22 protein-coding genes are annotated in these 21,863 nt (G+C 67.1%); 10 read left to right on the forward strand and 12 right to left on the reverse strand.

Annotated elements, in window-relative coordinates:
• Positions 1–61 precede the first annotated feature (61 nt).
• Together recN and CFB49_RS03330 are read right to left on the reverse strand one after the other, a co-directional pair.
• Positions 62–1,711: a DNA repair protein RecN gene (recN, locus tag CFB49_RS03325; protein ID WP_089434576.1), complete on the reverse strand. Its 1,650-nt coding sequence runs from the start codon at positions 1,709–1,711 to the stop codon at positions 62–64.
• A 19-nt stretch (positions 1,712–1,730) separates the two neighbouring features.
• The gene (locus CFB49_RS03330; protein ID WP_050011770.1) at positions 1,731–2,633 is read right to left on the reverse strand and encodes an NAD kinase; all 903 of its coding nucleotides are present in this window, start codon (positions 2,631–2,633) and stop codon (positions 1,731–1,733) included.
• A gap of 131 nt (positions 2,634–2,764) precedes the next feature.
• Here CFB49_RS03330 and hrcA point away from each other — a divergent pair, with 131 nt between their 5' ends.
• From hrcA to CFB49_RS03345, 3 genes are all read left to right on the forward strand, one after another.
• Positions 2,765–3,787 (forward strand): heat-inducible transcriptional repressor HrcA, encoded by a 1,023-nt coding sequence (gene hrcA / locus CFB49_RS03335; protein ID WP_011544637.1) that lies wholly within the window; start codon positions 2,765–2,767, stop codon positions 3,785–3,787.
• A 141-nt stretch (positions 3,788–3,928) separates the two neighbouring features.
• Positions 3,929–4,993: a ferrochelatase gene (gene hemH / locus CFB49_RS03340; RefSeq protein WP_069616693.1), complete on the forward strand. Its 1,065-nt coding sequence runs from the start codon at positions 3,929–3,931 to the stop codon at positions 4,991–4,993.
• A gap of 147 nt (positions 4,994–5,140) precedes the next feature.
• Positions 5,141–5,548, forward strand: coding sequence for an RNA-binding S4 domain-containing protein (locus CFB49_RS03345; RefSeq protein ID WP_069616692.1), 408 nt, complete (start codon positions 5,141–5,143; stop codon positions 5,546–5,548).
• Here the strand turns inward: CFB49_RS03345 and CFB49_RS36205 are convergent.
• Complete coding sequence (locus tag CFB49_RS36205) at positions 5,520–5,681, reverse strand: hypothetical protein (protein ID WP_006476841.1); 162 nt, start codon at positions 5,679–5,681, stop codon at positions 5,520–5,522. The genes CFB49_RS03345 and CFB49_RS36205 overlap by 29 nt on opposite strands.
• Before the next feature lie 352 nt (positions 5,682–6,033).
• Here CFB49_RS36205 and grpE point away from each other — a divergent pair, with 352 nt between their 5' ends.
• From grpE to CFB49_RS03375, 5 genes are all read left to right on the forward strand, one after another.
• Positions 6,034–6,579: a nucleotide exchange factor GrpE gene (grpE, locus tag CFB49_RS03355; RefSeq protein WP_069616691.1), complete on the forward strand. Its 546-nt coding sequence runs from the start codon at positions 6,034–6,036 to the stop codon at positions 6,577–6,579.
• Positions 6,580–6,589: 10 nt separating this feature from the next.
• Positions 6,590–6,997, forward strand: a complete 408-nt coding sequence (locus tag CFB49_RS03360; RefSeq protein ID WP_089490688.1) for a thioredoxin family protein — start codon at positions 6,590–6,592, stop codon at positions 6,995–6,997.
• Between the two features lie 162 nt (positions 6,998–7,159).
• On the forward strand, positions 7,160–9,112 hold the full coding sequence (gene dnaK / locus CFB49_RS03365) for a molecular chaperone DnaK (protein WP_069616689.1): 1,953 nt from the start codon (positions 7,160–7,162) through the stop codon (positions 9,110–9,112).
• A 253-nt stretch (positions 9,113–9,365) separates the two neighbouring features.
• Positions 9,366–10,502: a molecular chaperone DnaJ gene (gene dnaJ, locus CFB49_RS03370; RefSeq protein WP_034206478.1), complete on the forward strand. Its 1,137-nt coding sequence runs from the start codon at positions 9,366–9,368 to the stop codon at positions 10,500–10,502.
• Positions 10,503–10,506: 4 nt separating this feature from the next.
• Positions 10,507–12,441, forward strand: a complete 1,935-nt coding sequence (locus CFB49_RS03375; protein ID WP_089490689.1) for a chorismate-binding protein — start codon at positions 10,507–10,509, stop codon at positions 12,439–12,441.
• Between the two features lie 7 nt (positions 12,442–12,448).
• On the opposite strand, the gene CFB49_RS35430 is transcribed toward CFB49_RS03375, so the two are convergent.
• The 8 genes from CFB49_RS35430 to hda form a co-directional block, all read right to left on the reverse strand.
• Positions 12,449–12,886: an STY0301 family protein gene (locus tag CFB49_RS35430; RefSeq protein WP_141723330.1), complete on the reverse strand. Its 438-nt coding sequence runs from the start codon at positions 12,884–12,886 to the stop codon at positions 12,449–12,451.
• Between the two features lie 8 nt (positions 12,887–12,894).
• Complete coding sequence (locus CFB49_RS03385; protein ID WP_256979896.1) at positions 12,895–13,212, reverse strand: BPSL0067 family protein; 318 nt, start codon at positions 13,210–13,212, stop codon at positions 12,895–12,897.
• Positions 13,213–13,462: 250 nt separating this feature from the next.
• On the reverse strand, positions 13,463–14,278 hold the full coding sequence (gene panB, locus CFB49_RS03390; protein WP_069616685.1) for a 3-methyl-2-oxobutanoate hydroxymethyltransferase: 816 nt from the start codon (positions 14,276–14,278) through the stop codon (positions 13,463–13,465).
• 43 nt (positions 14,279–14,321) lie between these two features.
• Positions 14,322–15,008 carry a deoxynucleoside kinase gene (locus CFB49_RS03395; RefSeq protein ID WP_069616684.1) on the reverse strand — a complete coding sequence of 229 codons (687 nt, stop codon included), beginning with the start codon at positions 15,006–15,008 and terminating at the stop codon, positions 14,322–14,324.
• On the reverse strand, positions 15,005–15,547 hold the full coding sequence (folK, locus tag CFB49_RS03400) for a 2-amino-4-hydroxy-6-hydroxymethyldihydropteridine diphosphokinase (protein ID WP_034187173.1): 543 nt from the start codon (positions 15,545–15,547) through the stop codon (positions 15,005–15,007). Before folK ends, CFB49_RS03395 begins: the two co-directional genes overlap by 4 nt.
• Positions 15,548–15,582: 35 nt before the next feature.
• Positions 15,583–17,139, reverse strand: coding sequence for a polynucleotide adenylyltransferase PcnB (pcnB, locus tag CFB49_RS03405; protein WP_089490690.1), 1,557 nt, complete (start codon positions 17,137–17,139; stop codon positions 15,583–15,585).
• Between the two features lie 5 nt (positions 17,140–17,144).
• The gene (locus CFB49_RS03410) at positions 17,145–17,822 is read right to left on the reverse strand and encodes an HAD family hydrolase (RefSeq protein WP_069616682.1); all 678 of its coding nucleotides are present in this window, start codon (positions 17,820–17,822) and stop codon (positions 17,145–17,147) included.
• A gap of 11 nt (positions 17,823–17,833) precedes the next feature.
• Positions 17,834–18,568: a DnaA regulatory inactivator Hda gene (hda, locus tag CFB49_RS03415; protein ID WP_069616681.1), complete on the reverse strand. Its 735-nt coding sequence runs from the start codon at positions 18,566–18,568 to the stop codon at positions 17,834–17,836.
• A 253-nt stretch (positions 18,569–18,821) separates the two neighbouring features.
• Between hda and purM the strand changes: the two genes are divergently transcribed.
• On the forward strand, positions 18,822–19,877 hold the full coding sequence (gene purM, locus CFB49_RS03420) for a phosphoribosylformylglycinamidine cyclo-ligase (protein WP_006484927.1): 1,056 nt from the start codon (positions 18,822–18,824) through the stop codon (positions 19,875–19,877).
• Positions 19,878–19,973: 96 nt separating this feature from the next.
• On the opposite strand, the gene tet is transcribed toward purM, so the two are convergent.
• Entirely contained in the window at positions 19,974–21,167 is a 1,194-nt protein-coding gene (gene tet, locus CFB49_RS03425; RefSeq protein WP_089490691.1) for a Tet(A)/Tet(B)/Tet(C) family tetracycline efflux MFS transporter, read from the reverse strand.
• A gap of 62 nt (positions 21,168–21,229) precedes the next feature.
• Between tet and tetR the strand changes: the two genes are divergently transcribed.
• Positions 21,230–21,862, forward strand: coding sequence for a tetracycline resistance transcriptional repressor TetR (gene tetR, locus CFB49_RS03430; protein WP_089434586.1), 633 nt, complete (start codon positions 21,230–21,232; stop codon positions 21,860–21,862).
• Position 21,863: the final 1 nt, after the last annotated feature.

Consider the following 21,863-nt stretch of genomic DNA (forward strand, 5'->3'; position numbering starts at 1 on the left):
CTTCCCGCAAAAGACCGGCGCGCGCGCCGGTCTTTTTGCATTCAGCCGTTGGGTACCGGTGTCAGGCCGCCAGCATTTCCTTCGCGTGCTTGCGCGTGGTGGCCGTGATTTCGAGCCCGCCGAGCATCCGCGCGACTTCCTCGACGCGGCTCGCCTTGTCGAGCGGGACGACCGACGATACCGTGCCGCCGCGCTCGTCGGCGCCCTTCGCGACCTGAAAATGATGGTCGCCGCGCGCGGCGACTTGCGGCAGGTGCGTCACGCACAACACCTGACGGTCACGCCCGAGCTGGTGCAGCAGGCGGCCGACCACTTCGGCGACGCCGCCGCCGATCCCCGTATCGACTTCGTCGAAGATCAGCGTCGGCGTCGGGCTCGCCGCGCTGGCGATCACCGCGAGCGCGAGGCTGATCCGTGCGAGTTCGCCGCCCGACGCGACTTTCGCGAGCGGCCGCAGCGGCACGCCCGGGTGGCCGGCCACGCGGAATTCGACCTGCTCGAGCCCGTGCGGGCCGCCGTCGGCGAGCGGCACGAGCGCGACTTCGAAGCTGCCGCCCGCCATCGACAGTTCCTGCATGCCGGCCGTGACGGCCGTGCCGAGCGCCTTCGCGGCCTGCGCGCGCGCCTTCGACAGGCGTTTGGCGTCGGCGAGATAGGCTTCCCGCGCCTTCGCCTGCGCGGCTTCGAGCGCACCGAGATCGGCGGCCGCGTCGAGCGCGGCGAGCTGCGCGCGGCGCGCCGCATGCTCTTCGTGCAGCGTGTCGGGCGGCAGCCGGAACTTGCGGGCGGTCGAGTGCAGCGCGTCGAGGCGCGTTTCGACCTGCGCGAGCCGCTCCGGGTCGAGATCGACGCGCTGCGCATAGTGCGACAGCGAATAGACGGCTTCCTGCAACTGGATCTCGGCCGGCTCCAGCGACGCGAGCGCATCGCCGAGCGCGGTGTCGTAGTCGGCCAGGCCGCGCAGCTTCGACACGATCGCGCCGAGCTGCGCGAGCATCGCGTCGTCGGACTCGGACAGCGCGTTGAGCGCGCCGCGCACGCCTTCGATCAGGTTCGCCGAATGCGACAGGCGCTTGTGTTCGTTGCTGACTTCGTCCCATTCGCCGGCTTGCGGCGCGAGCTTGTCCAGTTCGGCGAGCTGCCACGCGAGCTTTTCGCGTTCGAGCTGCAATTCGCGCTCGTGCGCCTTCGCGGCGTCGATCGCCTGCGTCGCATCGCGCCACACGCGCCACGCGCGCGCGACGTTCGCGGCATCGGCGACGAGCCCCGCGTGCGTGTCGAACAACTCGCGCTGCGCGTCTGGCCGCATCAGCAACTGGTGCGCGTGCTGGCCGTGGATGTCGACGAGCATCTCGCCGAGTTCGCGCAGTTGCGCGAGCGTCGCGCTGGTGCCGTTGATGAAGGCCCGCGAGCGGCCGTTCGCATCGATCACGCGGCGCAGCATCACGGTGTCCTCGGCGTCGAATGCGTGTTCGTCCAGCCAGCGCGCAACGCGGTCGTGCGGCGTGAATTCGGCGGTGATGTCGGCGCGGCTGCAGCCGGTGCGCACGACGCTCGCGTCGGCGCGTTCGCCGAGCGCGAGGGCGAGCGCGTCGATCAGGATCGATTTGCCGGCGCCGGTTTCGCCGGAAAAGACGGAAAAGCCGCTGTCGAATTCGAGATCGAGCGCGGCGACGATGACGAAGTCGCGGATCGAGAGGTGGCGGAGCATGGTGTCGGGGGCAGCGGCGTCAGGACGCCTTGTCGTCTTCGTTCGATGCGTGTTCGTTCCAGTGCAGCTTCTTGCGCAGCGTCGTGAAGTAGCTGTAGCCGATCGGGTGCAGGAACGGCACCGTGTGCTTCGAGCGGCGCACCTCGATCGTATCGTTCAGCTCCAGCGACGTGAACGACTGCATGTCGAAGTTCACGTTGACGTCGCGGCCGCCGACGATCTGGATCGCGATCTTCGAATCGTCGGGCAGCACGATCGGCCGGTTCGACAGCGCGTGCGGCGCGATCGGCACGAGCACGATGCCCGCCAGCTGCGGATGGAGGATCGGGCCGGCCGACGACAGTGCATACGCGGTCGAGCCGGTGGGCGTCGCGACGATCAGGCCGTCCGAACGCTGGTTATACATATAGCGGCCGTCGACCGATGCGCGCAGCTCGACCATCCCGGAGAAGCCGCTGCGGTTCACGACGACGTCGTTGAACGCGAGCGCGTGGTAGATCGGTTCGCCGTCGCGCATGATCCGCGCCTCGAGCAGTGAGCGTTCCTCGCGCTCGAACTTGCCGGCCAGCAGCACGGGAACGAGCGCGTGCATGTCGGATGCCGCGATGTCGGTGATGAAGCCGAGCCGACCGTGGTTGATCCCGATCAGCGGGGTCCGGTATGGCGCAAGCTGGCGGCCGATGCCGAGCATCGTGCCGTCGCCGCCGAGCACGATCGCCACGTCCGCTCGCGCCCCAATTTCGGCCGGCGTGAGCGCCGGGTAGCCGGCGATGCCGATTTCGCGCGCGGTATCGCCTTCGAAGACGACCTCGAAGCCGAGCCTGGCGATGCTGTCCGCCAGCGTGGCGAGCGGTTCGGCGATGCCGGGCGTGTTGCTCCGGCCGACGAGCGCGACAGTACTGAACTGATTACCGGTTTTCATGCCGGCATTACACCATAGCTCGTGGACGAAAAGAACCGGCTGTACGCCGACGGGGCCGGATCGGGCCAGCCCGCGCAACGGTGGTTGACGCCACTCGCCGTGCTCGCGCGGTTGCGCTAAAATTTTCCACCATGCTAGATCCTCGCGCACGAACCCTCCTGAAAACCCTGATCGAACGGTATATCGCCGACGGTCAGCCGGTCGGATCGCGCACGTTGTCCCGTTACTCCGGGCTCGAGCTGAGCCCGGCGACGATCCGCAACGTGATGTCCGACCTGGAGGAGCTCGGCCTCGTGTCGAGCCCGCACACGTCGGCCGGCCGCGTGCCGACGCCGCGCGGCTACCGGCTGTTCGTCGATACGATGCTGACGGTCGAGGCGCCGATCGACGCCGAGGCCGTCGCCCGCCAGGTGCAGAACACGCTGCAGGCCGGCGAGCCGCAGCAGCGGGTGGTCGCCGCCGCCGCGAGCGTGCTGTCGAACCTGTCGCAGTTCGCGGGCGTCGTGCTGACGCCGCGCCGCAGCCACGTGTTCAAGCAGATCGAGTTCATGCGCCTGTCCGACAAGCGCATCCTGCTGATCATCGTCACGCCCGAGGGCGACGTGCAGAACCGCATGCTCGCGACGCCGCGCGACTATTCGCCGTCGCAGCTGACCGAGGCGTCCAACTACATCAACGCGCATTTCGCCGGCCTGTCGTTCGACGAGGTGCGCCGCCGCCTGCGCGACGAGATCGACCAGCTGCGCGGCGACATGACGACGCTGATGCACGCGGCCGTGACGGCCAGCACCGAAGTGCCCGATACCGAGGACACCGTGCTGATTTCCGGCGAGCGCAACCTGCTCGAAGTGGCGGATCTTTCGTCCGACATGGCGCGGCTGCGCAAGCTGTTCGACGTATTCGACCAAAAGACGGGCCTCCTGCAGTTGCTCGACGTGTCGAGCCACGCCCAGGGCGTGCAGATCTTCATCGGCGGCGAATCGACGCTCGTGCCGATCGAGGAAATGAGCGTCGTGACCGCGCCGTACGAGGTGAACGGGCAGATCGTCGGCACGCTTGGCGTGATCGGCCCGACCCGGATGGCGTACAACCGCGTGATTCCGATCGTCGACATCACCGCGCGGCTGCTGTCGCTCACGCTGAGCCAGCAGTAACCGCGGCAGCCGACGCCGTCCCGCCATCGTGCCGCGGCGTCGTGTGCGCCGCCAGTCGGCCGAATGGCCAGCCGACTCGATCGGGACGGCCCGCTATAATTGAGAGCCGTCCGGTCCCGTGCCCCGAGCACGTTCTTGCCCATGCGTTTCGATCTTGAGCCGCCTTCGAGCGTCGCGGCCGCCCATCGCGTCGGTGTGCTGCTGATCAATCTCGGCACGCCCGACGCACCCACGCCGCGCGCGGTGCGGCGCTACCTGGCCGAATTCCTGTCGGATCCGCGGGTCGTCGAAATTCCGCAGGCCGTCTGGCAGGTGCTGCTGCGCACGGTGATCCTGCCGCTGCGCGGCCGTGCGTCCGCGAAGAAATACGCGGCCGTCTGGATGCCCGAGGGTTCGCCGCTGCGCGTGTACACCGAGCGCCAGACCGACAGCGTCCGGCACCTGCTCGTGTCGAACGGCTATCACGTGATGGTCGATTACGCGATGCGCTACGGCAGCCCGAACGTTGCGCACGCGCTCGCGCAGTTCAAGCGCGCGGGCGTCGAGCGCGTGCTGCTGATGCCGATGTATCCGCAATACTCGGCGTCGACCACGGCCACCGCGTTCGATGCCGCATTCGCCGCGCTCGCGCGCATGCGCAATCAGCCGGAAGTGCGCACGGTGCGGCACTACGCCGACCATCCGGCCTATATCCACGCGCTGGCCGAGCAGGTTCGGCAGTACTGGGCGCAGCACGGTCGGCCCGATTTCGCGGCCGGCGACAAACTCGTGCTGAGTTTCCACGGCGTGCCGAAGCGCACGCTCGATCTGGGCGACCCGTATCACGAGCAGTGCCAGCAGACGGGTGCGTTGCTGATGGCCGCGCTCGGGCTGTCGGGCACCGAATGCCGCGTCACGTTCCAGTCGCGCTTCGGCAAGGCCGAATGGCTGCAGCCGTACACCGCGCCGACGCTGCGCGAATTCGGCGAGGCCGGCGTGCGGCGGGCCGACGTGTTCTGTCCCGGCTTCACGGCCGATTGCCTGGAGACGATCGAGGAAATCGGCATGGAAGTGCGCGACGAATTCCTCGCCGGCGGCGGCAAGACCTTCCACCGGATTCCGTGCCTGAACGGCGCGTCCGCGTGGATCGGCGCGCTCGGCGAGATCGTCGCGGAGAATTTGCAGGGCTGGCCCGTCAAGGCCGCGCAGCCCGAAACGGTAAGCTGAGATGAAACGATCCCCACGTTCGCTGCTCCCCGAGAGGGCGGTCAGCCGCCCACGGCCGGCTTTGCAAAGCCGGCCGGCTACACAGGCGCAGAGCGCTGCGCTGCGAATTCCCTGCTACGCCCTTGGGGCGGCCTGGCGGAGGCCGGCATGAACTACAAGATTTCCACGGAGCCGGGTGCGAAGCTGCGCATCGACAAATGGCTGTGGGCGGCCCGGTTCTTCAAGACGCGCTCGCTCGCGACCGATGCGGTCGACAAGGGACACGTGAAGATCGGCGGCGCGGCGGTGAAGCCGGCGAAGGACGTGCGGGTGGGTGACGAGGTCGAGATTGCGATCGACGGCATCGTCTGGCACATTGCCGTGCTGGGCATGTGCGACGTGCGCGGGCCCGCGAGCGTCGCGCAGACGCTCTACGCGGAAACGGAGGCGGGGCGGGCCGCGCGGCTCGCCGAACTGGAGCGGCGCCGCACGTATCGCGAGCCGGCGGCCGAGCTGCACGGGCGGCCGACGAAACGCGACCGGCGCATCATCGACAGATTTTCTGGTGGGAGCTGAACATCTGGTCGAACGTCGCCCGCGCGCTTCCGTATTCGGTCGTGCGGTCGGTGACGGCTCCCGACAGGCAGATGGTGGTGGTGCCGGCAATGAGTACCAGCGCGACCACCGATATCGCAAAGGTCAGTTTCACGGTACTCCCCTCGAGAACAAGGGTGAAAACGGCGCCAGGTGGATGTCACGCGACGGTCAGCTAGGGGTAAACACGCTTTCCGACGCTTGAGTGGAGTGTAGTGCAGCCGGCCTGTGCGGAGCTAGTCCTTGCCGGGTAAGCGTTGTTACAGGCCGTTTCGCCCGATCCGGCGGACTATGCGACGCCTGCACCCGGAAACGCTCGGTTGTTTCGCGGCATTGGCGAATGCCGGCGAATGACCCTCTTGAAACCGCAGTTTTCGCCCTTATTTGCACCAGTAATGTGCGGTGCCGCCGGGTATACGTCCCGCGGTCGCCGATTTGGCTTCAACCTCTAATCGACTTTCAGCGACATGGAAAACACGCAAGAGAATCCGGCTACCCAATCGGCCGAAGACATCGGCAGCGAGAATCAGGCGGCGCAAGGCGCCGCACCCGCCGCCGAAGCTGCCGACGCGGCGCTCGCGGAGGCTCAAGCCAAGGTCGCCGAGCTCCAGGAAAGCTTCCTGCGAGCGAAGGCCGAGACCGAGAACGTGCGCCGCCGCGCGCAGGACGACGTGTCGAAGGCGCACAAGTTCGCGATCGAGAGCTTCGCGGAACACCTGCTGCCCGTGCTGGACAGCCTGGAAGCGGCCGTCGGCGATACCTCCGGCGACATCGCGAAGGTGCGCGAAGGCGTGGAGCTGACGCTGCGCCAACTGACGAGCGCGCTCGAGAAAGGCCGTGTCGTCGCGATCAACCCGGTCGGCGAGAAGTTCGATCCGCACCAGCACCAGGCCATTTCGATGGTGCCGGCCGAGCAGGAGCCGAACACCGTCGTCACGGTGCTGCAAAAGGGCTACATGATCGCCGACCGCGTGCTGCGCCCGGCGCTCGTCACCGTCGCGCAGCCGAAGTAAGGCCGCGGAGATGGTGCCCGCCGGCGTCGATCCGGCCGCGTTCGACGCGTTCGACATGCAGGCGCTCGACGCCGGCACGTTCGACGCGGCCATCGCCGGCGCGGGCGATGCGCTGGCCGTGGTGTTCTTCTGGGGCGTCGACTGCTTCAACTGCGAGATCGCGAAGAAGGCGATGCTCGCGCAGGCCGACGCGATCCGCGCGCTGGACCTGAAGTGGTTCCATTGCAACGTGTACGAACACCATGAGCTGGGGCGCCGCTTCGGATTGCACGGCGTGCCGACGTGGTTCTTCTTTCATCGCGGCAAGCGGCTGGGCCGCGCGACGGGCTGGCATGGCCTCGTCCAGTTCCAGGCAGCCGTCGCGGCCGCACGCGCGAAGAGCGTGTCGGGCGGCGGTCCGTCGGGTGCGATCCGCTAGCCGGCGGCGATTGAAAAAATTTAATATCCGCATCGCCCGTCGGGTCTTGAAAACGGATCGGGCGGACGCATTTCGGGAACAGAGTTGAATTCTGGCGTGCGAAACCGCCCAAAAACGCGGCGTTTCGCGCAGCAAACAAGCATTTCTGGAGATTAGGAAAAAATGGGAAAGATCATCGGTATTGACCTCGGCACCACGAACTCGTGCGTCGCGATCATGGAAGGCAACCAGGTCAAGGTCATCGAGAACTCGGAAGGCACGCGCACGACGCCGTCGATCATCGCGTACATGGACGATAACGAAGTGCTCGTCGGCGCGCCGGCCAAGCGCCAGTCGGTGACCAACCCGAAGAACACGCTGTTCGCGGTGAAGCGCCTGATCGGCCGCCGCTTCGAAGAGAAGGAAGTCCAGAAGGACATCGGCCTGATGCCGTACTCGATCATCAAGGCCGACAACGGCGATGCATGGGTCGAAGCGCACGGCGAAAAGCTCGCGCCGCCGCAGGTGTCGGCCGAAGTGCTGCGCAAGATGAAGAAGACGGCCGAAGACTACCTCGGCGAGCCGGTCACGGAAGCCGTGATCACGGTGCCGGCGTACTTCAACGACAGCCAGCGCCAGGCGACCAAGGACGCCGGCCGCATCGCGGGCCTCGAAGTCAAGCGGATCATCAACGAGCCGACGGCAGCCGCGCTCGCGTTCGGTCTCGACAAGGTCGAGAAGGGCGACCGCAAGATCGCCGTGTATGACCTCGGCGGCGGCACGTTCGACGTGTCGATCATCGAGATCGCGGACGTCGACGGCGAAATGCAGTTCGAAGTGCTGTCGACCAACGGCGACACGTTCCTCGGCGGCGAAGACTTCGACCAGCGCATCATCGATTACATCATCGGCGAGTTCAAGAAGGAGCAGGGCGTCGACCTGTCCAAGGACGTGCTCGCGCTGCAGCGCCTGAAGGAAGCCGCCGAAAAGGCGAAGATCGAGCTGTCGTCGGGCCAGCAGACCGAAATCAACCTGCCGTACATCACGGCGGACGCGTCGGGCCCGAAGCACTTGAACCTGAAGATCACCCGCGCGAAGCTGGAAGCGCTGGTGGAAGACCTCGTCGAGCGCACGATCGAGCCGTGCCGCATCGCGATCAAGGACGCAGGCGTCAAGGTGTCGGACATCGACGACGTGATCCTGGTCGGCGGCCAGACCCGCATGCCGAAGGTGCAGGAGAAGGTGAAGGAGTTCTTCGGCAAGGATCCGCGCCGTGACGTGAACCCGGACGAAGCCGTTGCGGTCGGCGCGGCGATCCAGGGCCAGGTGCTGTCGGGCGACCGCAAGGACGTGCTGCTGCTCGACGTGACCCCGCTGTCGCTCGGTATCGAGACGCTCGGCGGCGTGATGACGAAGATGATCAACAAGAACACGACGATTCCGACGAAGCACGCTCAGGTGTATTCGACGGCGGACGACAACCAGTCGGCCGTGACGATCAAGGTGTTCCAGGGCGAACGCGAAATGGCGGCGGGCAACAAGCTGCTCGGCGAGTTCAACCTCGAAGGCATCCCGCCGGCACCGCGCGGCGTGCCGCAGATCGAAGTGACCTTCGACATCGACGCGAACGGCATCCTGCACGTCGGCGCGAAGGACAAGGCGACCGGCAAGGAAAACAAGATCACGATCAAGGCGAACTCGGGCCTGTCCGAGGCTGAAATCGACCAGATGATCAAGGATGCGGAAGCGAACGCAGCGGAAGACCACAAGCTGCGCGAGCTGGCCGATTCGCGCAACCAGGGCGACGCGCTGGTCCACAGCACGAAGAAGGCGCTGACCGAGTACGGCGACAAGCTGGACGCGGGCGAGAAGGAAGCGATCGAAGCGGCGCTGAAGTCGCTCGAGGACGCGCTGAAGGACACGTCGGCCGACAAGGCGGCGATCGACGCGAAGGTCGAGGAACTCGGCAAGGTCTCGCAGAAGCTCGGCGAGAAGATGTACGCCGACATGCAGGCCCAGCAGGCGGGTGCGGCCGGCGCGGCCGGTGCGACGGAAGGCGCGGCCCATGCGGGTGGTGCGCAACAGGCTGCCGACGACGTCGTCGACGCCGAGTTCAAGGAAGTGAAGAAGGACTAAGCCGGGTTGCGATGGCACCGCACGCCGCGCGCGATACGCGCGCGGCGCGGCTGAACAGCGGTCTGTCTTTCCTTCCGGATGGCCGGATCGACTCCACGCCTGGCGGGCTTCGCGGCCCTCCGGGCACATTTGTTTTTTGGCAGGTGCTGCGCGAGCCGTCCGCGGACGGTGCAGCGCCAGACGAGTCGAGAGACTTTACTGCGGGCGAAAGGAGCCGCCGCGTGCGCGATGCGTGGCGGCACAGTGAATCGATATGGCGAAACGGGATTACTACGAGGTTCTGGGCGTCGCGAAGAATGCGAGCGACGACGAAATCAAGAAGGCATATCGCAAGCTTGCGATGAAGTATCACCCTGACCGCAATCCGGACAGCAAGGATGCGGAAGAGCATTTCAAGGAGGCGAAGGAAGCCTATGAAATGCTGTCGGATGGACAGAAGCGGGCCGCGTACGACCAGTACGGCCACGCGGGCGTCGATCCGAACATGGGCGGTGCGGGTGCACAAGGCTTCGGCGGCTTCGCGGATGCATTCGGCGACATCTTCGGCGACATCTTCGGCCAGGCCGCGGGCGGCGCCGCGCGCGGCGGCCGCGGCGGCCCGCAGGTGTACCGCGGCGCCGACCTGCGCTACAGCATGGAAATCACGCTCGAGCAGGCCGCGCACGGCTACGACACGCAGATCCGCGTGCCGAGCTGGGTGTCGTGCGAAGTCTGCCACGGTTCGGGCGCGAAGCCCGGCACGAAGCCGGAAACCTGCCCGACCTGTCATGGCCAGGGCACGGTGCGCATGTCGCAGGGCTTTTTCAGCATCCAGCAGACCTGCCCGAAGTGCCATGGCACGGGTACCTACATCCCCGAGCCGTGCGCGCATTGCCACGGGTCGGGCAAGGTGAAGGAAACCAAGACGCTCGAAGTGAAGATTCCGGCCGGGATCGACGACGGGATGCGGATCCGCTCGGCCGGCAACGGCGAGCCGGGCATCAACGGCGGGCCGCCAGGCGACCTGTACGTCGAGATCCACATCAAGCCGCATGCGGTGTTCGAGCGCGACGGCGACGATCTCCACTGCCAGATGCCGATTCCGTTCACGACCGCCGCACTTGGCGGCGAGATCGAGGTACCGACGCTGGCAGGCCGTGCGTCGTTCCCGGTGCCGGAAGGCACGCAGTCGGGCAAGACGTTCCGCCTGCGCGGCAAGGGGATCAAGGGGCTGCGTTCGAGCATTGCGGGCGATCTGTACGTACACGTGCAGGTCGAGACGCCCGTGAAGCTGACCGACCACCAGCGCGACCTGCTCAAGCAGTTCGAGAAGTCGCTGGCCGAGGGCGGCGCGCGTCACAGCCCGCAGAGCAAGAGCTGGTTCGACCGTGTGAAGAGCTTCTTCGAGTAATGGCATGACTGAAGGCAACGAGAGCGCGTCGTTCGCGCTCTTGGACGATTGCGACTCGACCGCGTCCGCGCGGTCGAGTCGTTTGTATTCGGACTTCGTGCGCGAACGCGTGTGCACGGACCCGGCGCAGCTCGACGCCATCGATGCGGCGGTTGCGCAGGATCTGCGCGACGGGCTGCATGCGGTCGTCGTCGGCGATTACGAATTCGGACGCAACCTGCAACGGGCGCAGCCGGGCCATGCCCCGCTGCGCTTTTTGCTGTATGCACGCTGCGAGCGGCTGTCGCGCGACGACGTCGATGCATGGCTCGTGCAGCAGGACGGCGGCGGCACGCCGTCGATCGCGGGTGTCGCGCACGTCGCGAAGAGCGTGTCGCGCGATGCGTTCGACGCGGCGATCGCCGCGGTGCACGACGCGTTGCGCGCGGGCGATTCGTATCAGGTCAACTACACGTACCGGCTGAATTTCGACGTGTTCGGCACGCCGCTCGCGCTGTACCGGCGGCTGCGCGCGCGCCAACCCGTGCGGTACGGCGCGCTGATCGCGCTGCCGGACGGCGCATGGGTCGTATCGTGCTCGCCGGAGCTGTTCGTCGAGAAGCACGGCGACGTGCTGCGCGCGCGGCCGATGAAGGGCACCGCGCCGCGTTCGGCCGATCCACGTGAAGACACGGCAGCGGCCGCGTTCCTCGCGAATGACCCGAAGAACCGTGCGGAAAACGTGATGATCGTCGACCTGCTGCGCAACGACGTGTCGCGGATCGCGCGCACGGGCACCGTCAAGGTGCCGGCGCTGTTCTCGGTCGAGCCGTATGCATCTGTGTGGCAGATGACGTCGACGGTCGAGGCCGGCTGGCGCGACGGCACGACGTTCGCGCAGATGCTGCGCGCGCTGTTTCCTTGCGGGTCGATTACGGGCGCGCCGAAGTACAAGACGATGCAGCTGATCGACGCGATCGAGTCGACGCCGCGCGGGTTGTATACCGGTGCGATTGGCTGGCTCGACGCACCGAAGGAAGACGCGTGCGAGGCGTTGCACGGTGCGGCGGACGGTTGCGGCGATTTCTGCCTGTCGGTGGCGATCCGGACGCTGACGGTCGGTGCGGACGGTATCGGCAACGACACGGACGACACGGACGACACGGGCACCGCCATCGCGGTAGCCGGCCGGCGACGCGGCACGATGGGCGTTGGCGCGGGCATCGTGCTCGACAGCGTCGCGGCCGACGAATATGCGGAGTGCGAATTGAAAGCGCGATTCCTGACGGACGCCGATCCCGGCTTCCAGTTGTTCGAAACGACGGCCGCCACGCGGACGGACGGCATCCGGCATCTCGATCGCCATCTCGCACGGCTGCAGCGCAGCGCCGATGCATTCGGCTTCCGCTTCGACGCCGACGCGTTGCGTCGCGAGATCGATGCGCGCTGCGCGGCGCTCGACGGCGACGGCGCGTATCGGATGAAGCTCGCGCTCGCGAAGGACGGCACGATCGAGATCGCAGCGGCGCCGCTCAAGGCGCTGCCGGCAGGGCCGGTCGGCGTGCTGCTGGCCTCTGCGCACGGCTTCGCGCCGACTCGGGCCGACGACCCACTGCTGCTGCACAAGACCACGCGCCGCACCGAATACGACCGCGCGTGGCAAGCGGCGGAGGCGCTAGGCGGGTTCGACATGCTGTTCGTCAACGAGCGCGGCGAGGTGACGGAAGGCGGGCGCTCGAACGTGTTCGTGAAGCTGGATGGTGTGTGGGTGACGCCACCGCTGTCGTGCGGCGTGCTGCCCGGCGTGCTGCGCGGTGTGCTGCTCGACGATCCGGCAGTAGGCGCCAAAGAGCGCGTGCTGACGCTCGACGATGTGCTGAACGCGGATGAGCTGATGATCTGCAATGCGTTGCGCGGGCCGATGGCAGCGCGCTTGCTTCACGGCTGCGCACCGGCCTGAACGCGGATTACTTCTGCGGCGTACATTGCCAGCTTTGTACGATAGCGTGCCCACGTCGGTAGCGCGCGACGCAGGTCTGTGCCTGTTTGCCCAGTGGCCGTGCGATCACGACGCTCGTATTGCCGTAGTCGCACGAAACCCAATAGTCTTCACTGTTTTCGCCGAGCGACCAGATATAAATATCGCTGTTGGACTCGGAACGCGAGCGGTTCGGCACCAACGACGTCATCCGGTCCGGCGGTCCTGACCAGAACCTGACGGCGGCAAGCGGATAAGTATCTTGCGTGTCGAAGTTTTTCCAGCCATTGGGCGGTTGGCCATCGAGCTGCTGGGTAACGGCAACGCGTGCGGGGCACTCTGCTGCTGCAGCTGACGCGGGTAATGCGACGAGCGAACTGTACGCGAGCGCGGCGATGGCGAGCAGTCGATGCGATGTTTGGCGCATGCGCATCCTCATTTCACGACCGAGAATGCATCGGCGTTATTGCTCGGATCGATGTAGCGGCCATTCTTGTCCTTGCCTTTGAACGGTATGCATCTTCTCTGAATGGCCTTGAGTGAGCGCCACTGTTCAACGACGTGGATGCCACGCACATCCTGGCCCAGATAGAACGCCGCATGATTGCCATGCGATCGGCTCGGGTAGCGGTCGTTCTCGAAAGTTGCAATGACGGTTCCGACGCGGATACTCCGGTCGCCGCCTGCTTTTTTTCCGGTCGCCAGATGGCGGTAGGGCCGACGGAAGTATAGATCTTGACCAGCGCGACGCACTCGCCATCGCCTGCCAGCTTTTGCCCGACGAGTTCAGCCGCCTTTTCATACACATGAGCCATCTTTTGCCGCTCCTTCGATTGACGAAGGTTCGATGGTCGCCGCGACGAAGGCGTGTAGAAATAGGACGATTTAGAAAGTACGCGTTGTCCGGTCATGCAGTACGAGAAACGGCGTACCGCATTGCCGGTCAGCTCAGCGAGTGTGCTGCAGCGAACGTCGGCAGTGTGCCACGGCGCTGCCGGCCCACTCAGAACGAATGTTCCGGGCCCGGAAACGACCGATCCTTCACCGCGCTCACGTACGCTTCGACGGCCGCCTGAATGTTCGGCTGCCCGTGCATGAAATCCTTCACGAAGCGCGGCCGCTTGCCGGGGAACACGCCGAGCATGTCGTGCAGCACGAGCACCTGCCCCGAGCAGTCGACGCCCGCGCCGATGCCGATTGTCGGAATCTTCAGCATGTGCGTGACCTCGGCCGCGACGAGCGTCGGCACGGCTTCGAGCACGACGAGCTGCGCACCGGCATCCTCGATCGCGCGCGCGTCGCGCAGCAATTGCGCGGCGCCGGCTTCGGTCTTGCCCTGCACCTTGAAGCCGCCGAACGCATGCACCGACTGCGGCGTGAGGCCGAGGTGCGCGCACACGGGCACCGAGCGTTCGACGAGGAAGCGGATCGTATCGGCGAGCCATTCGCCGCCTTCGAGCTTGACCATCTGCGCGCCCGCGCGCATCAGCTTGACCGCGTTCGCGAACGCGTCGGCCGGCGTCCCGTACGTGCCGAACGGCAGATCGGCGACGACGAGCGCGCGCGGCTGCGCCCGGGCGACACAGGCGGTGTGGTACGCGATGTCGTCGATCGACACGGGCAGCGTGGTCGTGTGGCCCTGCAACACGTTGCCGAGCGAATCGCCGATCAGCAGCACGTCGGTGCCGGCGCGATCGAGCAGCGCGGAAAAGCTCGCGTCGTAGCACGTGAGCATCGCGATCTTCTCGCCGGCGTCGCGCATTGCCTGCAGCTTGGGGACCGTCACGGCAGGCCGGCTCGATTCCTGGAGATAGGTCATGGGAAATCCGGGTCGGTGGGTGAGAAACGACAGGCGGGACGCGTCAGCGCGTCGTCTCGCCCTTGACGAAGAATTCCTTGCGGCCGCGCATCGTCTCGATGCGCTCGACCAGCAGGGCGAGATCTTCGGGGGAATCCAGCGGATTCAGGTGTTCGGCCGCGACCGTCAGCACCGGCGTGCGGTCGTAGTGGTAGAAGAATTCGTTGTACGCGTCGACGAGCGAGCGCAGGTACGCGTCGCTGATCTGCAGCTCCATCGGCGTCCCGCGCTTCTGGATGCGCGAGAACAGCACCTCGGGGCTGGCCTGCAGGTAGACGACGAGATCGGGCGACGGCGCCTGTGGCACGTCGACGTGCGTGGCGACCGAGCGATACAGCTGCCACTCGTCTTCCGGCAGGTTCAGCCGCGCGAAGATGTCGTTCTTCTGCGGCATGAAATCGGCGATGACGGGGCGGCCCGTGTCGAGCGCGCCGATCAGCTCGCGCGCCTGCTGGGCGCGCTGCAGCGCGAACGACAGCTGGACCGGCAACGCGTAGCGCGCGGTGTCGCGATAGAAGCGTTCGAGGAACGGGTTGTCCTGCGGGCGCTCGAGCAGCGCCTGCATCGACCAGCGCTCGCCGAGCAGGCGCGCGAGCGTCGTCTTGCCGACGCCGATCGGGCCTTCGATCACGAGATAGCGGTGCGGGGCGCGCAGGTCGGGCGCGGTGACGGTCAGCGGAGTGGCGTTCATCGGCAGCGGGTCTTGTCGGCGTCTTCGCCGGCAGCAAGCGCCTTTTGCATCGGGCACTGGCAGGTTTGCACCTTTTCGACGCGCTGATCCGCGACGGCGGCGAGAAAGGCGTCGGCACGGCCGCGCGCGGGGATGTCGAGCGCCGGCTCGATCTCGACGAGCGGCACGAGCGCGAAGGCGCGGTCGGTGAGGCGCGGGTGCGGGACGATCAGGTCGGGTTCGTCGATCGAATCGGCGCCGAACAGCAGGATGTCGAGGTCGAGCGTACGCGGCGCATTGCGATACGGGCGCTCGCGGCCGAAGTGATGTTCGATCTTCTGGCAGAGCGCGAGCAGCTCGCGGGCCGACAGCGTCGTGTCGAGCTTGACGACGCAGTTGTAGTAGTCGTCGCCGCCCGCTTCGAACGGCGCCGTGCGATACAGGCTCGATTTCCCGAGGATCGAGATGGTGCGCTGCTGCGCGAGGCACACCACCGCGTCCTTCAGGGTCTGGCGCGCATCGCCGAGATTCGCCCCCAGTCCGATATATGCAACCGTCATGGCATCACTTCCTACGTCGTTCGCCGGCGCGCGCGTCAGTCGTCGGAACCGCTCGCGGTATCGCCGGCGGTATCCGGCGCCTGCTCGGCGGCGCCTTCACCCGGCTTGCGGTTTCGCGCACCGCCGCGGCGGCGGCGCTTGCGGGGCGATTTTTCCTTCGAGCCGCCCTGCGTGAGCAATGCCTCGCGAGCGGCCGCGTCGCCTTCGATGAAATCCGTCCACCACTGTCCGACTTCCGTATCGAGCTCGCCGGATTCGCAGCGTAACAGGAGGAAATCATACCCCGCTCTAAACCTTTGGTGTTCCAGCAGCCGCATCGCGCTGCGGCCCGAGCGTTTCTCCAGGCGCAACTGCAGGCCCCAGATCTCGCGCATGTCGGCCGAGTAGCGCTTGTGGATCGCGAGTTTCTCGGTCTGCATGTCGAGCACGTCGTCCATCGCGCGATGGAGCGCCGGCACCGGAATTTCGCCCGCCGCCGTGTATTGCTCGAAGCGTTGGCGCATGTCGTGCCACAGCAGCGTCGCGAACAGGAAGCCCGGTGACACCGGCTTGCCGGCGCGCACGCGCGCGTCGGTGTTGTTCAGCGCGAGCGTGATGAACTTCTCGCCCTGCGGCTGTTCGAGCACGACGTCGAGCAGCGGCAGCAGCCCGTGGTGCAGCCCTTCCTTGCGCAGCCGCTGCAGGCACGCGAGCGCGTGGCCCGACAGCAGCAGCTTCAGCATTTCGTCGAACAGGCGCGCGGCCGGCACGTTGTTGATCAGGTCGGCGAGCGCGTGGATCGGCTCGCGCGTATGCGGCTCGATCTCGAAATCGAGCTTCGCCGCGAAGCGCACGACGCGCAGCATCCGCACCGGATCCTCGCGGAAGCGGGTGGCCGGATCGCCGATCATCCGCAACAGGCGGGCGCGTACGTCGGCCATCCCGTCGTGATAGTCGAGCACCGTCTGCGTCGACGGGTCGTAGTACATCGCGTTGATCGTGAAGTCGCGGCGCGCGGCGTCCTCGTGCTGCTCGCCCCACACGTTGTCGCGCAGCACGCGGCCGCTCGCGTCGACCGCGTGCGTGCGGCGATCGAGTTCGTCGCGCTTCAGGCGCCTCGGCGGCTCGGTCGTTGCCGCGGCTGCCTCGGGCGGCGCGTCGACCAGCGCGCGGAACGTCGACACCTCGATCAGTTCCTGGCCGAACTGCACGTGGACGATCTGGAAGCGGCGGCCGATCAGGCGCGCGCGGCGGAACAGGCGCTGCACCTCGGTCGGCGTCGCGTCGGTCGCGACGTCGAAGTCCTTCGGCGCGATGCCGAGCAGCAGGTCGCGCACCGCGCCGCCGACGATGAACGCGCGAAAACCTGCCTGTTGCAGCGTGTCGGTCACGCGCACCGCGTTCTTCGAGATCAGCGCCGGATTGATGCCGTGCACGCTGGCCGGCACGACGGTCGGCTCATGGTTGCTGCGCGGTTTTTTCGTGCCGCCGCCGCGGGCGCCCTTCGGGGCGCGCGGGGCAGCAGGGGCCGCTTCGTCGGCCCGGGCCGGTGCGGAAGGCGTTTTCTCGGTTTCGTCCTGGCCGAGCAGCTTTCGAATGAATTTTTTGATCACGACGTTCAGAAGAGATCGAGGATACGCCAGCCGCGGGTGCTTGCATGCGCACGCAGCGTGTCGTCAGGGTTGGTCGCGATCGGGTCGGTGACTTTCTCGAGCAGCGGGATGTCGTTGTGCGAGTCGCTGTAGAAGTAGCTGTGTTCGAAGTCGTCCCAGTGCTTGCCGAGCGACGCGAGCCATGCTTCGGTGCGCACGATCTTGCCTTCGCGATAGCTCGGCGTGCCGGTCGGCCGGCCCGTGTACGGCGAATCGGGATGCCCGTCGGTCGTTTCGACCTCGCACGCGATCAGCGTGTCGACGCCGAACGCGGTCGCGATCGGGCGCGTGATGAATTCGTTGGTCGCCGTCACGACGCAGCACAGGTCGCCCGCGTCGAGGTGCTGGCGCACGAGTTCGAGCGCGGCGGGCGTCATCGCGGGCCGGATCACCTCGTGCATGTACTGCTCGTGCCATTCGGCCAGCTGCGCGCGCGAATACTTCGCGAGCGGCGTGAGCATCGCCGTGAGGTACGCGTGGATGTCGAGCCGGCCGGCCTTGTAGTCGGCGAAGAACTGGTCGTTCTGACGCGAGAAGCTTTCCGCGTCGACGATGCCGAGCTTCACCATGAAGCGGCCCCATTCGTGGTCGCTATCGGTCGGGATCAGCGTGTGATCGAGGTCAAAGAGTGCCAGATTAGTCATGGAAGCGCATTTTACTCGAAGCGGTTCGGGCCCGTGCCCGGTGGTGTGATGTCGTCGCCCGGGCGCGCGAGCATCCGGCGCAGCAGCGGCAGCGTGACCGCGCGTTTCTGCTCGAGCGAAAAGCGGTCGAGCGCGTCGAGCAACGCCATCAGGCTCGGCATGTCGCGGCGAAAATGGGTCAGCAGGTAGGCGGCGATGTCGTCGGTGAGCGCGATCCCGCGCTCCTTCGCCGCGAGCTTGAGCACCGCGATCTTGCCGGCGTCGGACGGCGGCGTCAGGTGGAACACGAGCCCCCAGCCGAGGCGCGTGCGCAGATCCTCGCGTACGTCGAGCGCGAGCGGCGCCGCCGGGCCCGCCGCGACGAACGCGCTCGACGGGTGTGCGCGCACTTCGTTGAACAGGTTGAACAGCGCGACCTGCTGCGTGTCGCTCATCCGGTCGCAATCGTCGATCGCGTAGATGCCGATGCGCGGGTCGAACGTGAACGCGCCGAGCGGGCTCTGCGGCGTCAGGTAGCGTGCATAGCCGTACGACGCGTCGCTCACGAGCGCCTGCAGCAAGTGGGTACGGCCGCTGCCGGGTTCGCCCCAGATGTAGAACGACCGGTCCGGCACGGGGCCGGCCGCGAGCGCGAGATCGAGCTTCTGCAGGCGCGTGACGAGCTCGTCGTTCTCGTCGCTCATGATGAAGTTGTCGAACGTGGCGGGCGGCGGCGTGCCGAGATCGAGCGTCAGTTGACGGGACACAGCAGTCACAATGCGGATCGGTTGAAAAAACGCGTGCCGTACGCCGGGCACGCGCGGGGGAAGGCGCCTGGGCTGGCTTCACGCGCGACCGTACGCACGGCGGCGCGGCGCGGGTTTCGGCGCGCTTCGCCCGGCGATGAAAACGGGGACGTGTTGACCAAGATGCAATCCCTGACGATTCGGTGCTGGGAATTCCGGCCAACGGGCCGGCTTCGGGTAAAATCGCATTTTACCGACCTTCTCGCATTCCCCCATGAATCCTCCGAAATCCGCTCCCGACGCTCAGGGTCTGTCCTATCGCGACGCAGGTGTCGACATCGACGCAGGCGACGCGCTCATCGACAAGATCAAGCCTTTTGCGAAGAAAACCCTGCGCGACGGCGTGCTCGGCGGCATCGGCGGGTTCGGCGCGCTGTTCGAAGTGCCGAAGAAGTACAAGGAGCCCGTGCTCGTGTCCGGCACCGACGGCGTGGGCACCAAGCTCAAGCTGGCCTTTCATCTGAACAAACACGACACCGTCGGCCAGGATCTCGTCGCGATGAGCGTGAACGACATCCTCGTCCAGGGCGCCGAGCCGCTGTTCTTCCTCGACTACTTCGCATGCGGCAAGCTCGACGTCGACACGGCCGCCACCGTCGTCAAGGGCATCGCGCAGGGCTGCGAGCTGTCGGGCTGCGCGCTGATCGGCGGCGAAACGGCCGAAATGCCGGGCATGTACCCGGACGGCGAATACGACCTTGCCGGCTTCGCGGTCGGCGCGGTCGAGAAGAGCAAGATCATCGACGGCAGCACGATCGCCGAAGGCGACGTCGTGCTGGGCCTCGCATCGAGCGGCATCCACTCGAACGGCTTTTCGCTGGTGCGCAAGATCATCGAGCGCGCGAACCCGGATCTATCGGCCGATTTCCATGGCCGCTCGCTGGCTGACGCGCTGATGGCGCCGACGCGCATCTACGTGAAGCCGCTGCTCGCGCTGATGCAGAAGCTGTCGGTGAAGGGCATGGCGCACATCACCGGGGGCGGCCTCGTCGAGAACATCCCGCGCGTGCTGCGCGAAGGCCTCACCGCCGAGCTCGACCAGAACGCATGGCCGCTGCCGCCGCTGTTCAAGTGGCTGCAGGAGCACGGCGGCGTCGCCGACGCGGAAATGCATCGCGTGTTCAATTGCGGGATCGGGATGGCCGTGATCGTCTCGGCGGCCGATGCCGACGCAGCGATCGCCGACCTGACCGCCGCCGGCGAACAGGTGTGGAAGATCGGCACCGTGCGTGCGACCCGCGAAGGCGAGGCCCAGACGGTCGTGGTCTGACGCACCACAAGCAGATGCAGCAGGAAAAGCCGCCCGGAGTCGATCCGGGCGGCTTTTTTTTCGGGCGCTGCGTGGCGGGCCGGCGCGCGGCGACGCTTACGCGGATGCGCGCGGTGCGTTCGCCGGGCGCGCGCCGGCCAGCAACGGTGGCACGAACAGGTACAGCAGCGCGGCCGCGGCCCACACGAGGCCCGGCCAGGTCGCGCGCGTCGCCGCGTAGGTCGCGGTGACGACCAGCGGCCCTGCGATGCCGATCAGGCTCGCCACGCTCGCCAGCGCGCCTTGCAGTTCGCCCTGGCGCGTATCGTCGACCTGCCGCGCGAGCATCGCCTGCAAGGCCGGCAGCGTCATGCCGCCGGCCGCGAACAACGGCAGCAGCGCGAACGGCACCCATGGGGCGGTCGCGAACGCGATGACCGCAAGCCCGAGCGCGTCGCCCGCGAGGCCGAGCGCGAGCGCGCGCCGCTCGCCGAGCCGCGCGATCAGCGGCCCGATCGCGAATGCCTGCGCGAGCGCGTGGCACGCGCCGTAACCGGCGAGCGACAGCCCCGCGACCGGCGTCGACCAGCCGAAATGTGCCTGGCCGTACAGGATCCACAGCGTCGCGGGCGCCTGCGACACGAGTGCCACGATTACGTAGATGCCGACCAGCGGCGCGAGCGCGGGCGCGCCGCTCAGCCGGCGCAGGCTTGCGAACGGGTTGAGCGCGCCGACCGTCCGGCCTTCCCGGGCCGGGCGCGGCCGCGATTCCGGCAGCACGCGCCACACGAGCACGAGATTCAGCGCGTTGAGCAACGCGGCCGCGACGAACGGCGCACGCAGGTGCAGTGCGCCGAGCAGCCCGCCGATCAGCGGGCCGGCGATGAAGCCGATGCCCATCATCGCGCCGAGCTGGCCGTAGCGTCGTGCGCGGTCGGGTTCGGCCGTCACGTCGGTCACGTACGCGGTCGCGACCGCGACGTTCGCACCGGTGATGCCCGCGATCAGCCGGCCGACGTAAAGCCATGCGAGCGTCGGCGCGAGCGCCATCAGCAGATAGTCGAGCGCCGCGCCCGCGAGCGATGCGAGCAGTACCGGGCGGCGGCCGAAACGGTCGCTCAGCGCGCCGAGCAGCGGTGCGCACAGGAACTGCGCGCACGCGTACAGCGCGAGCAGGATTCCGTAGTGGGTGTCGGTGCTGCCCGACGCGGCGAGCGAGCGCAGCAGCCCGGGCAGGATCGGCATCACGATCCCGACGCCGATCGCGTCGAGCAGGACCGTGGCCAGGATGGCAATCAGGGACGGATTCAAGGGTGTCACTCTATCGATGATAGAGTGTGAAGTATTCCACAGTTTCCCTATCGGTGATAGAGATGAAGGACACAGGCGCGCGATTGACGCGCGACACCGTATTGCGCGCGGCGCTCGAATTGCTGGACGAGGTGGGGATCGACGGGCTGTCGACGCGGCGGCTCGCCGAACGGCTCGGCGTGCAGTCGCCAACGCTGTACTGGCATTTCAGGAACAAGGCCGAGCTGCTCGACGCGATGGCCGAAGCGATCATGCTGGAGCGTCACGGCGCGTCGCTGCCGCAGCCGGACGACGTGTGGGATGCGTGGCTCGCGGAGAATGCACGCAGTTTTCGCCGCGCGCTGCTGGCCTATCGCGACGGCGCGCGCCTGCATGCCGGCACGCGGCCGCGCGCGCTGCATTTCAGCTCGATCGAACGCAAGGTCGCGCTGCTCGGCGACGCGGGGTTCACGCCGGACGAGGCGGTCGACGTGATGGTCGCGATCAGCCGCTTCGTGGTCGGATGGGTGCTGGAAGAGCAGGCGGGGCCGGGTGCAGGTGCCGATGCGCCGCTGCCGGACGCGGCAGAGTACCCGTTGCTCGCGAAAGGCTGGGCCGCGCTGCGCGAGCGCAGCGACGACGAAGCGTTCGAGCGCGGTATCGCGTGGATCGTCGACGGCGCCCGCGCGCGCCTGGCGGTGCGTCGGGCCGGCTGAC

Origin of the sequence: Burkholderia sp. AU17457 (assembly GCF_002223255.1) — a bacterium.
Classification (GTDB): Bacteria; Pseudomonadota; Gammaproteobacteria; order Burkholderiales; family Burkholderiaceae; genus Burkholderia; species Burkholderia sola.

Bases quoted from the DNA above. Each gene is read 5' to 3' on its own strand.
- tetR (WP_089434586.1), top strand. From the start codon at position 21,230: ATGAAGGACACAGGCGCGCGATTGACGCGCGACACCGTATTGCGCGCG.
- CFB49_RS03360 (WP_089490688.1), top strand. From the start codon at position 6,590: ATGGTGCCCGCCGGCGTCGATCCGGCCGCGTTCGACGCGTTCGACATG.
- folK (WP_034187173.1), bottom strand. From the start codon at position 15,547: ATGACGGTTGCATATATCGGACTGGGGGCGAATCTCGGCGATGCGCGC.
- dnaJ (WP_034206478.1), top strand. From the start codon at position 9,366: ATGGCGAAACGGGATTACTACGAGGTTCTGGGCGTCGCGAAGAATGCG.
- panB (WP_069616685.1), bottom strand. From the start codon at position 14,278: ATGACCTATCTCCAGGAATCGAGCCGGCCTGCCGTGACGGTCCCCAAG.
- CFB49_RS03345 (WP_069616692.1), top strand. From the start codon at position 5,141: ATGAACTACAAGATTTCCACGGAGCCGGGTGCGAAGCTGCGCATCGAC.
- grpE (WP_069616691.1), top strand. From the start codon at position 6,034: ATGGAAAACACGCAAGAGAATCCGGCTACCCAATCGGCCGAAGACATC.
- CFB49_RS03410 (WP_069616682.1), bottom strand. From the start codon at position 17,822: ATGACTAATCTGGCACTCTTTGACCTCGATCACACGCTGATCCCGACC.
- CFB49_RS03375 (WP_089490689.1), top strand. From the start codon at position 10,507: ATGACTGAAGGCAACGAGAGCGCGTCGTTCGCGCTCTTGGACGATTGC.
- purM (WP_006484927.1), top strand. From the start codon at position 18,822: ATGAATCCTCCGAAATCCGCTCCCGACGCTCAGGGTCTGTCCTATCGC.
- dnaK (WP_069616689.1), top strand. From the start codon at position 7,160: ATGGGAAAGATCATCGGTATTGACCTCGGCACCACGAACTCGTGCGTC.
- recN (WP_089434576.1), bottom strand. From the start codon at position 1,711: ATGCTCCGCCACCTCTCGATCCGCGACTTCGTCATCGTCGCCGCGCTC.
- CFB49_RS03330 (WP_050011770.1), bottom strand. From the start codon at position 2,633: ATGAAAACCGGTAATCAGTTCAGTACTGTCGCGCTCGTCGGCCGGAGC.
- hrcA (WP_011544637.1), top strand. From the start codon at position 2,765: ATGCTAGATCCTCGCGCACGAACCCTCCTGAAAACCCTGATCGAACGG.
- hemH (WP_069616693.1), top strand. From the start codon at position 3,929: ATGCGTTTCGATCTTGAGCCGCCTTCGAGCGTCGCGGCCGCCCATCGC.
- CFB49_RS35430 (WP_141723330.1), bottom strand. From the start codon at position 12,886: ATGCGCCAAACATCGCATCGACTGCTCGCCATCGCCGCGCTCGCGTAC.
- CFB49_RS03395 (WP_069616684.1), bottom strand. From the start codon at position 15,008: ATGAACGCCACTCCGCTGACCGTCACCGCGCCCGACCTGCGCGCCCCG.